10 protein-coding genes are annotated in these 13,814 nt (G+C 72.6%); 4 read left to right on the top strand and 6 right to left on the bottom strand.

All coding sequences use genetic code 11. From position 1 onward, the window contains the following. Window positions 1–34 precede the first annotated feature (34 nt). The 5 genes from ACWGDX_RS26235 to ACWGDX_RS26215 form a co-directional block, all read right to left on the bottom strand. Window positions 35–1,633, bottom strand: a complete 1,599-nt coding sequence (locus ACWGDX_RS26235; RefSeq protein WP_453629340.1) for an acyl-CoA carboxylase subunit beta — start codon at window positions 1,631–1,633, stop codon at window positions 35–37. Then, a complete protein-coding gene (locus tag ACWGDX_RS26230; RefSeq protein WP_453629338.1) occupies window positions 1,630–1,761 on the bottom strand; it encodes a hypothetical protein in 132 nt (43 codons plus the stop codon). The genes ACWGDX_RS26235 and ACWGDX_RS26230 overlap by 4 nt, the downstream gene beginning before the upstream one ends. A 16-nt stretch (window positions 1,762–1,777) precedes the next feature. Next, window positions 1,778–3,700 (bottom strand): acyclic terpene utilization AtuA family protein, encoded by a 1,923-nt coding sequence (locus tag ACWGDX_RS26225; protein WP_453629336.1) that lies wholly within the window; start codon window positions 3,698–3,700, stop codon window positions 1,778–1,780. Further along, window positions 3,697–4,479 (bottom strand): TIGR03084 family metal-binding protein, encoded by a 783-nt coding sequence (locus ACWGDX_RS26220; protein ID WP_453629433.1) that lies wholly within the window; start codon window positions 4,477–4,479, stop codon window positions 3,697–3,699. Before ACWGDX_RS26220 ends, ACWGDX_RS26225 begins: the two co-directional genes overlap by 4 nt. Before the next feature lie 159 nt (window positions 4,480–4,638). After that, a complete protein-coding gene (locus ACWGDX_RS26215; protein ID WP_453629334.1) occupies window positions 4,639–5,607 on the bottom strand; it encodes an EamA family transporter in 969 nt (322 codons plus the stop codon). 146 nt (window positions 5,608–5,753) lie between these two features. On the opposite strand from ACWGDX_RS26215, the gene ACWGDX_RS26210 reads away from it, so the two are divergent. Together ACWGDX_RS26210 and ACWGDX_RS26205 are read left to right on the top strand one after the other, a co-directional pair. Beyond that, a complete protein-coding gene (locus ACWGDX_RS26210) occupies window positions 5,754–6,611 on the top strand; it encodes a LysR family transcriptional regulator (RefSeq protein WP_453629332.1) in 858 nt (285 codons plus the stop codon). Between the two features lie 319 nt (window positions 6,612–6,930). After that, window positions 6,931–7,920, top strand: coding sequence for an alpha/beta fold hydrolase (locus tag ACWGDX_RS26205; RefSeq protein WP_453629330.1), 990 nt, complete (start codon window positions 6,931–6,933; stop codon window positions 7,918–7,920). Between the two features lie 68 nt (window positions 7,921–7,988). Here ACWGDX_RS26205 and ACWGDX_RS26200 read toward each other — a convergent pair whose 3' ends face one another. Next, window positions 7,989–11,021: an FAD-binding and (Fe-S)-binding domain-containing protein gene (locus ACWGDX_RS26200; RefSeq protein WP_453629328.1), complete on the bottom strand. Its 3,033-nt coding sequence runs from the start codon at window positions 11,019–11,021 to the stop codon at window positions 7,989–7,991. A gap of 611 nt (window positions 11,022–11,632) precedes the next feature. Between ACWGDX_RS26200 and ACWGDX_RS26195 the strand changes: the two genes are divergently transcribed. Together ACWGDX_RS26195 and serC are read left to right on the top strand one after the other, a co-directional pair. After that, window positions 11,633–12,382, top strand: a complete 750-nt coding sequence (locus tag ACWGDX_RS26195) for a GTP-binding protein (RefSeq protein WP_453629431.1) — start codon at window positions 11,633–11,635, stop codon at window positions 12,380–12,382. A gap of 168 nt (window positions 12,383–12,550) precedes the next feature. Continuing rightward, window positions 12,551–13,669 (top strand): phosphoserine transaminase, encoded by a 1,119-nt coding sequence (gene serC, locus ACWGDX_RS26190; protein WP_453629326.1) that lies wholly within the window; start codon window positions 12,551–12,553, stop codon window positions 13,667–13,669. The last annotated feature ends 145 nt before the right edge of the window (window positions 13,670–13,814 follow it).

Genomic DNA, 13,814 nt, shown 5'->3' with positions numbered 1-13,814 from the left:
GATCACATGACGCGGAGATCACATGACGCGGAGGTCACATACGGAAAACGCCGAAGCCGCCGCGCACACCCTCGACCGGCGCCGAGTGGATCGCGGACAGACACAGGCCGAGCACGGTACGGGTGTCGCGCGGATCGATGACCCCGTCGTCGTACAGCCGCCCCGACAGGAACACCGGCAGGGACTCGGACTCGATCTGCCGCTCCACCATCGCGCGCAGCGCCGCGTCACCCTCCTCGTCGTACGGCCGGCCCTTGGCCTCCGCCGAGGCCCGCGCCACGATCGACAGCACCCCGGCGAGCTGCTGGGGGCCCATCACCGCGGACTTGGCGCTCGGCCAGGCGAAGAGGAAGCGCGGATCGTAGGCCCGGCCGCACATGCCGTAGTGCCCCGCCCCGTACGACGCTCCCATCAGCACCGACAGATGCGGAACGCGCGAGTTGGACACCGCGTTGATCACCATCGCGCCGTGCTTGATGATGCCGCCCTGCTCGTACTCCCTGCCGACCATGTAGCCGGTGGTGTTGTGGAGGAACACCAGGGGGATGTCCCGCTGGTTGGCGAGCTGGATGAACTGCGCGGCCTTCTGGGACTCGGCGGAGAAGAGCACGCCCCGCGCGTTCGCCAGCACCCCCACCGGATAGCCGTGCAGCCGGGCCCACCCCGTCACCAGGCTCGGCCCGTACAGCGGCTTGAACTCGTCGAAGTCCGAGCCGTCCACGACCCGGGCGACCACCTCGCGGGGGTCGAAGGGGATCTTCAGATCGCCGGGGACGATCCCGAGCAGCTCTTCCTCGTCGTACTTGGGGGGCTCGGCCGGGCCCGGATCGGCGTGCGCCTTGCGCCAGTTGAGCCGGGCGACGATCCGCCGCGCCTGACGGACCGCGTCCTGTTCGTCCAGCGCGTAGTGGTCCGCGAGCCCCGACGTACGGGCGTGCATCCCGGCGCCGCCGAGCGACTCGTCGTCGCTCTCCTCGCCCGTGGCCATCTTCACGAGTGGCGGTCCGCCGAGGAAGACCTTCGACCGTTCCTCGATCATGACGGTGTGGTCGGACATCCCGGGGACATACGCGCCGCCCGCCGTGGAGTTGCCGAAGACGACCGCGATCGTGGGGATACCGGCGGCCGAGAGCCGGGTGAGATCGCGGAAGAGCGCCCCGCCGGGGATGAAGATCTCCTTCTGGGAGGGCAGATCGGCGCCGCCGGACTCGACGAGACTGATGACGGGCAGGCGGTTGGCGAACGCGATCTCGTTGGCCCGCAGCGCCTTCTTCAGCGTCCAGGGGTTGGAGGCACCGCCCCGTACGGTCGGGTCGTTGGCGGTGATCACGCACTCGACGCCCTCGACCACACCGATACCGGTGACCATGGACGCGCCGACGGGGTAGTCACTGCCCCAGGCGGCGAGCGGCGAGAGCTCCAGGAAGGGGGTGTCCGGGTCGAGAAGCAGCTCGATCCGCTCCCGGGCGAGGAGTTTGCCGCGCGCGCGATGGCGGGCCACATACTTCTCACCGCCGCCGGCCAGGGCCTTGGCGTGTTCGTCCGCCAGCTCGGCGAGCTTGGTGAGCATGGCCTCGCGGTGGGCGGCGTAGTCGGGGGACGCGGTGTCGAGGGCCGAGGGGAGCACGGTCACAGCGGTACCTCCATGGTCAGCGGCACGTCCACGGTCAGCGGTACCCCCGCGATCAGCGGTACGTCCACGGTCAGCGGTGCCTCCGGGATCAGCGGTGCCTCCACGGTCAGGGTCGCGGGCGCGGTCACAGCAGTGCCTCCGGGATCACAGCAGTACCTCCGGGATGTCCAGGTGCCGGGCGCGCAGCCACTCGCCGAGGGCCTTGGCCTGGGGGTCGAACCGGTGCTGGGCGGCGACGCCTTCGCCCAGCAGCCCCTCGACGGTGAAGTTGAGGGCGCGGAGACGGGGGAGAGGATGGCGGACGACGGTCAGCTCCCGGCTCTCGGGGATGAGCTGCCGGAAACGCTCGGTGGTCAGCTCATGGGCCAGCCAGCGCCAGCCGTCCTCGTCCCGCGCCCACACCCCGACATTGGCGTCCCCGCCCTTGTCCCCGCTGCGGGCGCCGACGACGAGCCCGAGGGGCGCGCGGCGGGTCGGCAGTCCGGCGGGGAGCGGGTCGGGGAGCGGCTCGGGAAGCAGGTCGGGAAGCAGGTCGGGAAGCGGCTCAACCGTCTCGGGGACGGGCTCAAGTGCGCGCGTACGGACGGGATGCGGCACCGTCACCCGCCGTCCGTCCGGCAGTACGGCCGTGTGCGTCACATCCGCCGCGTCGAGGTACACCGCCTCGAAGACCCCGTACGGCGCCCCGTTGCCCGGTGGTGCGCTCACATGGAAACCGGGGTAGCTGGCGAGCGCGAGTTCGACGGCCGCCGCGCCGACCGCCCGGCCCACCGCCTCGGGATCGCTGTCCCGTACGACGAGCCGCAGCAGGGCGCTGGCGGTCTCCTCGGTGCCGGCGTCCGGGTGGTCGGTGCGGGCCAGCTCCCAGCGCACCTCGGCGGGGCGGCGCTTCGCGAGCGCGTCCTCGACCTGCTCGCGCACCAGCCGGGCCTTGGCGTCGATGTCGAGACCGGTGAGGACGAAGACGACCTCGTTGCGCCAGCCGCCGATCCGGGTGAGCCCGGCCTTGAGGGTGGGGGGCGGCGGCTCGCCCCGTACGCCCGTGATCCTGACGCGGTCGGGCCCGTCCTGGGCGAGCCGTACGGTGTCGAGCCGGGCGGTCACATCGGGGCCCGCGTACCGGGCGCCCCCGGTCTCGTACAGCAGTTGCGCGGTGACGGTGCCCACGTCCACGACCCCGCCCGTACCAGGGTGTTTGGTGATGACCGCCGAGCCGTCGGCGTGGATCTCGGCGAGCGGGAAGCCGGGGCGGCGTATGTCGTGGCGGGTGAAGAAGGAGTAGTTGCCGCCGGTGGCCTGGGTGCCGCACTCCAGCACATGCCCGGCGACGACGGCCCCGGCGAGCGCGTGCCGTCCTTCCGGGGTCTCCGGGTCCCAGCCGAAGCGGGCCGCCGCCGGTCCGGTCACGAGCGCCGCGTCGGTGACCCGGCCGGTGATCACCACATCGGCGCCCGCGCGCAGGCACGCGGCGATCCCGGCGCCGCCGAGATACGCGTTGGCGGTGAGGACGCCCTCGCCCCATGTCCCGGTCCCGCGGGCGGGCACGTCACCGGTCGGCGTCCCGCGGGCGGGCGTGTGACCGGTCGGTGTCCCGCGGGCGGGCGCGTGACCGGTCAGCAGATCGTCGCCCTCGACATGGGCGACCCGTACCGGCACCCCGACCCGCCCGGCCAGCTCGCGTACGGCGGCGGCGAGCCCGGCGGGGTTGAGTCCGCCCGCGTTGGCGACGATCCGCACGCCCCGCTCATGGGCGAGCCCGAGCCCCTCCTCCAACTGGCGCAGAAAGGTCTTCGCGTATCCGGCGTCCGGGTTCTTCATCCGGTCCCGGCCCAGGATGAGCATCGTCAGCTCGGCGAGATAGTCCCCGGTGAGGACATCGAGCGGACCGCCCGTGAGCATCTCGCGCAGTGCGTCGAAGCGGTCGCCGTAGAAGCCGGAGGCGTTCCCGATCCGCAGCACACCGGGCGCACTCGGTGAACCTGGCGGACCTGACGCACCCGGCGCACTCGGTGAACCCGGCGGACCTGACGCACCGGGCGCACCCGGCGCGGGCGCGGGGCCGCTCATCGGTCCCCCTTCGGCGCGCGGCCCGCGCCCGCCGGACCCGCGAAGGCCTGGGCGATGTCCAGCCAGTGGCCGGCGTCGGCGCCCTCGGCCCGTACGGCGAGATCCGCGCGGTGCGCCCGCTGGGTGACCAGCAGACAGAAGTCGAGCGCGGGCCCGGTCACCCGCTGGGCCGCGTCCTCGGGACCGTACGTCCACGACTCCCCGGCCGGTCCGGTCAGTTCGACACGGAAGGGCTCGGCGGGCGGCTGTTCCCGGCGGACGAGATACGCGTAGTCGCGGGCCCGTACGCCGATCCACGCCACATGCCGCAGCCGCGCGGTCGGCTCACGCCGGACACCGAGCGCGTCCGCGACGTCCTGGCCGTGCGCCCAGGTCTCCATCAGCCGCGCGGTGGCCAGCGAGGCGCCGCTCATCGGCGGTCCGTACCAGGGGAAACGGGCGCCGGGCGGTGATACGCGCAAGGCGTCCCCGAGCCGCGCGCGGCCCTCGCGCCAGCGGGCGAGCAGCGCGGCGGGCGGGAGCGACGCCCCGGCCGCCGTGCCCTCGTCGACAAAGGAATCGGGGGCCGCCAGGGCCTTCTCCGACTCCTCCGCGAAGGCCGCCGGATCGGTCACGGCGAGCAGCGCGGCCCGGTCGGTCCAGCTGAGATGGGCGATCTGATGGGCGATGGACCATCCGGGTGAGGGGGTCGCGAGGGACCAGTCCCCGGGGCCGAGAGGGGCCACCAGAGCGTCGAGTTCCTCGCTCTCGGCGCGCAGATCGCCGAGTAACCCGAGCAGCGCGACACCGGACGCCGGACCACGCGCGGACTCCGGACCGGATGCGGAACCGGATACGGACACGGGTGCGCTCCCCTCGGGACACGGCTATGTGCGTGCCCCGGAGCATGGCAGCGCCCGGAGAAACAAGCAAGCGTGCTTGCTTTACCCGCACGCGCCTCACTCCCGGCCGGTCCCCGCGTCCTTCCCGCCCACCTGGGTCCGCACCGCGCCCATGCTCGCCGCGATGACCAGCGCGATCGCCAGCGACTCGGCGGCGGAGAGCGCCTGACTCAGCACCAGGAACCCGGCCGTCGCCGCGATGGCCGGCTCCAGACTCATCAGCACGGCGAAGGTCGAGGAGGGCAGCCGCCGCAGCGCGAGCAGTTCGAGGGTGTACGGAAGGACGGAGGACATCACCGCCACCGCGAGCCCCAGCCCCAGCGTCGAGGGCACCAGCAGCTTCGATCCCGACTCCGCGATCCCGAGCGGCAGCGCGAGCAGCGCCGCCACCGCCATGGCCAACGCCAGTCCGTCGGCCTGCGGGAAGCGTCGGCCGGTCCGCGCGCTGAAGACTATGTACGCCGCCCACATGGCGCCCGCCGACACGGCGAACGCCGCGCCCACCGGGTCGAGCCGGTCGAAACCGCCGCCGCTGAGCAGCAGCACCCCGCCGAGGGCCAGCACGGCCCAGAGCACATTGACCAGCCGCCGCGAGACGATCACGGAGAGCGTGAGCGGGCCGAGGACTTCGAGGGTGACGGCCGCGCCCAGCGGGATACGGTCCACCGACTGGTAGAAGAGCCCGTTCATGGCGGCCATCACCGCACCGAAGGCGACGACCGTTCCCCAGTCGGCGCGCGAGTGCCCGCGCAGCGTGGGCCGGCACACCACGAGCAGGACGACCGCGGCGAGCGCGAGCCGCAGCGAGACCACTCCGAGGGCGCCGGTGCGCGGTATGAGCAGCACGGCGACGGCCGCGCCGAACTGCACGGACAGCCCGCCGGCGACGACAAGGGTGACCGGCCCCAGCGCGCGCCCGGACGCCCCCGGGCGGCCACCGGTCTCCGCCGGGGCGGCGTGCGCGCTTCCGGCCACCTCCGGCAGTTGGACCGCGCCTGCGGCCGTAGCGGTACGCGGCTCTTCCACCGGGATCCTCCCCTTGACGCACGGTTCACTTCAATGGACTTGGAGTCCAACGTACTGTACTTCACCCGTCCGTTTCCCCGCTCACGCTACGGCTCGGTATCTCACCCCGTGAAATGCCGATTGGGCTGCCGTTATGCTCCACGCGCATGAGCATTGAGATGCGTCATCTCCGCTGCTTCCTCGCCATCGCCGAAGAATCCAACCTGACGAGGGCGGCGGACCGGCTGCACCTCACCCAGCCCGCCGTCTCCCGCGCCCTGGCGGCGCTGGAGAAGCGTCTCGGCGTACGGCTCGCTGAGCGTTCCACCCACCATCTCGCGCTCACCGCCGAAGGGCGCGTCTTCCGTGACAAGGCCGCCGCGGCGGTGGCCGCGTTCGACGAGGCACTCGACGCCGGGCGGCTGCGGCGCCGGCCGCTGCGGCTCGGCCACCCGTGGTCGGCCTTCGGCCCGTACACCACGCCCCTGCTGCGGCGCTGGCAGAGCGAGCAGCCGGGGACCCCGCTGGAACTGCTCAGGATCGACGACCGTACGGCGGGGCTGACCCGGGGCGAGGTCGACGCGGCGCTGCTGCGCGGGCCGGTGGAGATCCCGGGGCTGGTCAAGGAACTGCTGTTCACCGAGGCCCGGGTGGCGGCCGTACCCGCCGACGGACCGCTGGCCGCGCGTGCGTCGCTCACGCTGGCGGACCTGGCGCCGGAACCGCTGATCTTCAACCGGGTCTCGGGCACCACGAGTCCGGCCCTGTGGCCGCCGGACGCCGGTCCCGCCATGACCGTCACGGTCACCAACACCGACGACTGGCTGACGGCGATCGCCGCGGCGCGCGGTATCGGTGTCACGGGCGCCTCGACGGCAGCCGTCCATCCGCATCCCGGTGTGGCCTACCGTCCGCTCTCCGACGCCCCGCCCCTCCCGGTCTTCCTGGTCTGGCGCGAGGGCACCACGCACCCGGCGATCCCCCGTCTCGCGGCCCTGGCGCACGAACTCACCGCGGAGGCGTGAGCCCGGGTGACGGGCAGGCGTGAGCCGCGGTACCGGGAACCGAGAGGCACTCCGCCACCACGAGGGCCACCGGCCACCAGCCACCTCCACCCCGCACCCCAGTCACTCCCCGTACGCGTACCACTACCCGAATGGCGGTCCCGTTCACCCGCTTGCCTCTCGCCGCGCGCCCCGCCCCCGGGGGTTTGACCACACTGATGCCGATCTCGTCCGACCGTCAGAGGAGAGAGATATGGCCATACCCTCGCGCACCGGCCCGGGGAAAGGTCCGCGGCCCGGCCCGCGGATACCATCGCGCCGGGGGTACGCGCTCGCCGCGATGCTCACGGCGACCGCTCTCGCGACCGCCGTCCCCACCGCCGGCGCCGCTCCCGCCGCCCCCGCGAACCGTCGCGGCGGCACCGCCAGACCGACGATCGTGCTGGTGCACGGCGCCTTCGCCGACGCGTCGAGCTGGCGCGAGATCGTCCCGCGTCTCCAGAGCGACGGCTACCGGGTCATGGTCCCGGCCAATCCGCTCAGAGGTCTGCCCGGTGACACGGCGTACATCGCGAGCGTCCTCAGAAGTATCGAGGGCCCGATCGTCCTGGTCGGCCACTCCTACGCCGGCGCGGTGATCAGCGGCGCGGCGGTCGGCAACCCCCATGTCAAGTCGCTCGTGTACATCAACGCGCTGGTGCCCGACGAGGGCGAGGTCCTCTCGGTCCTCTCCGGCATGTTTCCCGGCAGCGAACTCGACCCGGCCCTGAAGCCGGTGCCGTTCACCGAGCCGGACGGATCCACAGGCACCGATCTCCATGTCAAGCCCGAGCTGTACCGCCCGGTCCTCGCCGCCTCGCTCCCCCAGGCCACCACGGCCGTGCTGGCCGCCTCTCAACGGCCCATCGACGCCCAGGCGTTCAAGGACGCGGCCGGTTCCGTCGCCTGGCGGACCATCCCCTCCTGGGCCGTGATCTCGCGCCAGGACCGGGCCGTCTCCCCCGAGCTGGAGCGCTTCCAGGCCCGGCGGGCCCGCTCCCGCACCGTCGAGATCGACGCCCCGCACCTCGTGATGCTCACCCACCCGAAGGCGGTCACGGATCTGATCCTGGACGCGGCCCGGTCGCGGGCGTCCACCACCGGGGAACCGCCCAGGACCGTCCTGACCACGACGGGGTCCGTGGATTCCACGGGGTCCACGGGGTCCACGGGCCCGACAGGGGCCACGGCACCGAGCGTCGCCGGTGCCGCCGGTGCCGCCGATGCCGCCGTCGTCGCGGGAGCGGGCGTGGTCTCGGTGGTCCGCAGACGCCGGCCCACCGAGAGCTGACGGAGAGCCACCCCGCCATCACCTCGCCCCACTGTCACCTCGGCCCCGCCATCACCTCGCCCCCGCCGTCACCCCGCCCCCGCCGGGTCCTCTCCCCGCGCCTCCCCCAGAGCCTCCGCCAGCACCTCCGCCATATGCCGTGCCCGGTGTCCGCCGAGCTGGTCGAGCTGGGTACGGCAGGAGAAACCGTCCGCCAGCAGCTCCGCGCCCCTCCCGGCACCCCTCCCGGCACCCCTCCCCGCTCCCCCCGTTACCCCCACTCCCCCCGCCCGCTCCGCCGCCCTCACCGAGGGCAGGAGCTGGTCCTCCGCACACGCCACCGACACCTCGTAGTGGCCCCGCTCGAAACCGAAGTTGCCCGCGAGACCACAGCAGCCCCCGCTCAACTCGCCGGTCAGACCCGCCCGTTCACGCAGCCGTCGGTCCGCCGCGTCACCGAGGACCGCGTGCTGGTGGCAGTGGGTCTGGCCGGCGACCGCGCGGTCGAGCCTCGGTGGCTCCCACTCCGGCGCGCACTCCTCCAGGGCCTGCGCGAAGGTCCGTACGGACGCGGCCAGCCGCGCCGCGCGCGGATCGCCGGGGAACAGCTCCGGCAGATCGGTCATCAGCGTGGCGGCGCAGCTCGGTTCCAGGACGAGCACCGGCAGATCGAGGTCGAGCAGGGGTTCCATCCGGTCCAGCGTGCGGCGCATGACCGTACGGGCCTGATCGAGCTGGCCCGTCGAGACATACGTCAGCCCGCAGCACACCTGCCCGCCGCGCCCGCGCTGGCCGCCCCGCTCGCCCGGCGGCACCACGACGCCGACACCGGCCGCCTCCAGCACCCGTACCGCCGCCTGTCCGACCGACGGCGCCAGGTGCTCGGTGAAGGTGTCGGGCCACAGGATCACCGTGCGGCCACGGGTGAACACCTCGGTCCTGCCCTTCATATGGCGCCTCAGCCACCGTCCGAAGGTCTCGGGCGCGAGCCGTGGGATCGTACGTTCCGGAGCGATGCCGGCCAGCCGCTTGGCCAGGCCCGCCAGCGGTGGCACCCGCGCCGCCGCGTTCAGCACCGGGGCGAACGGCGCCGCCGCCCTGAGCCACACCGGCAGCCGGCCCAGCGCGTAGTGCGCGGCGGGCCGCCGCCGGCCCCGGTAGTGGTGGTGGAGGAACTCCGCCTTGTAGGTGGCCATGTCCACGCCCACCGGGCAGTCGCTCCGGCAGCCCTTGCAGGAGAGACAGAGATCGAGCGCGTCCCGTACCTCCTCCGAGCGCCAGCCGTCCGTGACCACCTCGCCCGCGAGCATCTCGTGGAGCAGCCGGGCGCGCCCCCGTGTGGAGTGCTGTTCCTCACCCGTCGCACGGAACGAGGGGCACATCACCTCCGATCCCGAACTCGGCCCCGCCACCCGGCACTTCGCCACCCCGACACATCTGCGTACGGCCGCCGAGAAGTCCCCGCCGCCGGGTCCGTCGTGCGGATAGCCGAAGGCGACGTCGACGCGCTCGCGCGGCAGCACGGAGAAGCGGAGGTTCTCATCGAGCCGGGCGGGCCGGGCGAGCACTCCCGGGTTCATCCCGCCCGCCGGGTCCCAGACGTCCTTGAACTGCCGGAAGAGACCGGTCAGTTCGTCGCCGTACATTTTCGGCAGCAGCTCGGAGCGCGCCAGTCCGTCGCCGTGCTCCCCCGACAGCGAGCCGCCGTGCGCGACCACCAGACCGGCCGCCTCCTCGGAGAACCGCCGGAAGCGCCGTACGCCGTCCTCGCTCAGCAGGTCGAAGTCGATACGGACATGGACGCAGCCGTCGCCGAAGTGCCCGTACGGCGTGCCGCGCAGGCCGTGTGCGGCCAGCAGGGCGCGGAAGTCGCGCAGATACGCGCCGAGCCGGGCCGGCGGCACCGCGCAGTCCTCCCAGCCCGGCCAGGCCTCGCTGCCGTCCGGCATACGGGTCGCGGTGCCCGCCGCGTCCTCCCGTACCCGCCACAGGGCCCGCTGTCCGGCCGGATCGTCCACCACCATGCCGTCCAGCGGGTCGGCCGCGCGCAGGATCTCCATGGCGGCGGCCCGTGCCTCGGCGGGGGTCGCGCCGCCGGTCTCCACGAAGAGCCAGGCTCCGCCGCGCGGCAGCGCCCGACCGCCCCCGCCGCCTCCGCCCCCGCCGCCTCCGTCCCGTACGCGTACGAGGTCCTCGGCCATGCCCTCGACGGTCAGCGGGCCGTACGGCAGCAGCCCGGACGCGGCCTCGGCGGCGGCGCTCTCGTCCGGGTAGCCGAGGACGGCGAGCGCCCGCGCGGCGGGTGCCTCGACCAGCCGTACGGTCGCTTCGGTGACGACGCCGAGCGTGCCCTCGCTGCCGCAGAAGGCGCGGGCGAGGTCGGGGCCCGCCTCAGGCAGCAGCGCGTTGAGCGCGTAACCGGAGATCAGCCGGGGCAGTCCGGCGGGAAAGCCCGTGCGCAGCGGCGCGAGATTGCGGTCGATCAGCTCGCGCAGTCCGGCGGGGGCGCCGTCCCAGCCCCGGCCGAGGCGCAATGTGTCACCGCCGTAGGTCAGGACCGACAGCCCCTGGACGTTGTCGGCGGTCGTCCCCCAGGCCACGGAGTGCGATCCGCACGCGTTGTTGCCGATCATCCCGCCGAGCGTGCAGCGGCTGTGCGTGGACGGATCGGGCCCGAAGGTCAGTCCGTGCGGCCTCACGGCGGCGCGCAGATCGTCCAGGACGACCCCGGGCTGGACGACCGCCGTGCGCGCCTGCGGGTCCACGGACACGATGGAGCGCAGATGGCGGGTGAGATCGAGCACCACCCCCACACCGGTGGCGTTCCCGGCGATCGAGGTCCCGGCGCCGCGTGGCACCACCGGTACGCCGTGTTCCCGGCAGACCGCCAGCGCCGCCGCCGTGTCCGCCGTGTCGCGTGGCGCGACCACACCCACGGGGACCCGGCGGTAGTTGGACGCGTCCATGGTCGTCAGCGCGCGTGCCGCCGCGTCGAACTCCACCTCGCCGCGCACGGCCTTTCTCAGCGCCCGCGCGAGCGCCGTGGCCGCCGTGGCCGCTGCCTCCGCCGTGGTCGTCGCCGCCGTCGCCCTTGCCGCTGTGTTCGTATCCGACTCAGCCATAAGCCCAGGATGCCTCCGCCACCACCACAACCCTGGCTTTTCGCCGCTCGCCGCACTCGGAGCGCAGAAGAAAAGCGAACAGGAAACTCCCAAACTGATCGTCAAATCTCATATAGTGGCCACCGTTTGAGCAATATTCAACAGATTCCGAGCCTGTCACCTCCGGATCACCTCTGGCTCACCCACCGTGGGCGACGCGGGGCTTCCCCATCCCCGCCGTGCCCGTCGCCGCCCCACCGGCACACCGGTTCAGCGCCTTCCGGAAGGTCGTACCAACCGCTCCACCGCACCCGGCCGACCCCACACACCCGGAAGGCGATCCACGATGACCACGACTGGCAGCTCCATCATCTCCGTCCCCTCCATCCCTTTCGTCCCCTCCGTCGAACAGGCCGGCCCTCCCCCGCGCACCACCGCACACGGACAGAGCGGCCCACGGGCACGGGCATGAACGGGCCGCCCCCGGGCACGTTCCCGGGGCGCCCGCCATCCCCGTACGGCTCATGCGGCCTCGCGACTCCCCGATCCCGACCTCCCGAAGCAGGTGCGCGTTGGACTCCGCAACCTCTGAACGGCCCGCCGGAACCCCCGAGCGGTTCACGGGCGCGGCCATGGCCGTCCCGTCCCTGACGCAGCGGTCCTCGGACGGACCCGCACTGGCCAGCACCGTCAACAACGCCCTGAAGATCGTCATCGTGGGCGGCTTCGGTGTCGGCAAGACCACCATGGTCCGTTCCGTCAGCGAGATCCGTCCCCTCAACACCGAGGAGACGATCTCCCGGGCGAGCGCGGACATCGACGCGATCGCCGGCCTCGACGGGCTGCGAAGAAAGAACTCCACCACCGTCGCCTTCGACTTCGGCCGGATCTCCCTCGACGAGAAGTCCGTCCTGTATCTCTTCGGCGCCCCCGGCCAGGAGCGCTTCTGGTTTCTCTGGGAGCGGCTCTTCTCGGGGACCCTCGGCGCGGTCGTCCTGGTCGACACCCGCCGTCTCTCCGACTCCTGGTACGCCCTCGACCGGCTGGAACACCACGGCACGCCCTTCATCGTCGCCTGCAACGACTTCGGCGGCCCCTTCCACGCGGTGGACCAGATCCGTGCGGCGCTCGCGCTGTCCCCGGACGTACCGCTGGTGGAGTGCGACGCGCGGGACCGCTCCTCCAGCAAATACGTCCTGATCACACTGATCGAATACCTCTTCGAGCTGGCCTCCAAGCGCGCGGCGGAGCAGGCGCGGGCGCAGGAGGACATTGACCGGGCGCCGCAGGACGGGGACGGGCAGGACGGGCGGAAGGAGCAGGACGAGCGGGACGGGCAGGAGGCGCAGGACGAGCGGGGCGACGAGCCCGGGGACGGGTGACAGCGGCTATCACAGCAGGTGACAGCGTCGTCCCTGCGAGTGAAACCCCTCCCGCCACGGAAGACGCGTCCGACCCGCCCCGAGCGTTCTCTCCCGGGGCCGGGAGCGGTGTCTCATCCGACGGACACCGTTGCCGGCCGCGCGCCGGAAGGGACTAGGCTCCGGCCCGTGGCCGATATCCAGATTCCCGCTGACATCAAGCCCGCCGACGGCCGTTTCGGCGCAGGTCCCTCCAAAGTGCGGACGGAGGCGGTGGACGCGCTGGCCGCCACCGGTACCTCACTGCTCGGCACATCCCACCGGCAGGCCCCGGTGAAGAACCTGGTCGGCTCGGTACGCGACGGGGTGCGGAACCTCTTCGAGCTGCCCGAGGGATACGAGGTGATCCTGGGCAACGGCGGCTCCACCGCCTTCTGGGACATCGCGACGCACGGTCTGATCGAGAACAAGTCGCAGCACCTCTCCTTCGGTGAGTTCTCCTCCAAGTTCGCCAAGGCGGCGAAGCTCGCCCCCTGGCTGGCCGAGCCGACCGTCATCACCTCCGACCCCGGCTCGCACCCGGACCCGGTGGCGGAGGCCGGAGTCGACGTCTACGCCTTCACCCACAACGAGACCTCCACGGGTGTCGCCGCCCCCGTCGAGCGGGTCGCGGGCGCCGACGAGGGCGCGCTGGTCCTGGTCGACGCGACCTCCGGCGCGGGCGGTCTGCCGGTCGACATCAGCGAGACGGACGTCTACTACTTCGCCCCGCAGAAGTCCTTCGCCTCCGACGGCGGCCTGTGGATCGGTGTCTTCTCGCCCGCCGCGCTGGAGCGTGCCGCCCGCGTGCACGGCTCGGGACGGCATGTGCCGGAGTTCTTCTCGCTGCCGACCGCGATCGACAACTCGCTGAAGAACCAGACATACAACACCCCCGCGCTGGCCACCCTCTTCCTGCTCAACGAGCAGCTCGGCTGGCTCAACTCGCAGGGCGGTCTCGACTGGTCGGTCCGCCGCACGGCCACCTCCTCGCGCACGCTGTACGGCTGGGCCGAGGCCTCCAAGTACGCGACGCCGTTCGTGGTCGACCCGGCGAAGCGCTCGCAGGTCATCGGCACGATCGACTTCGCGGACGAGATCGACGCGGCGGCGGTCGCCAAGGCGCTGCGCGCCAACGGCATCGTCGACACCGAGCCCTACCGCAAGCTCGGCCGCAACCAGCTCCGCGTGGCGATGTTCCCGGCGGTCGACCCGGCGGACGTCGCGGCGCTGACGGAGTGCATCGACTATGTGATCGAACGCCTCTGACAGTTCCGTCCCCACGGAACCGGATCTCCACGACGGGCCCCGGCGCACCCGGCGAATTCCAGGGGCCGTTGCAACACAGGTGATCAACTGGCTGTGGCCAGGAGCTTAGCGAGACGCTCGGCTGGGGTTTCCCAGTCGAGCGTTT

This window comes from Streptomyces sp. NPDC055025 (assembly GCF_053608565.1).
The sequence above is the reverse complement of the archived record's forward strand: the minus strand, read 5'-3'. Positions and strand labels throughout refer to the sequence as shown.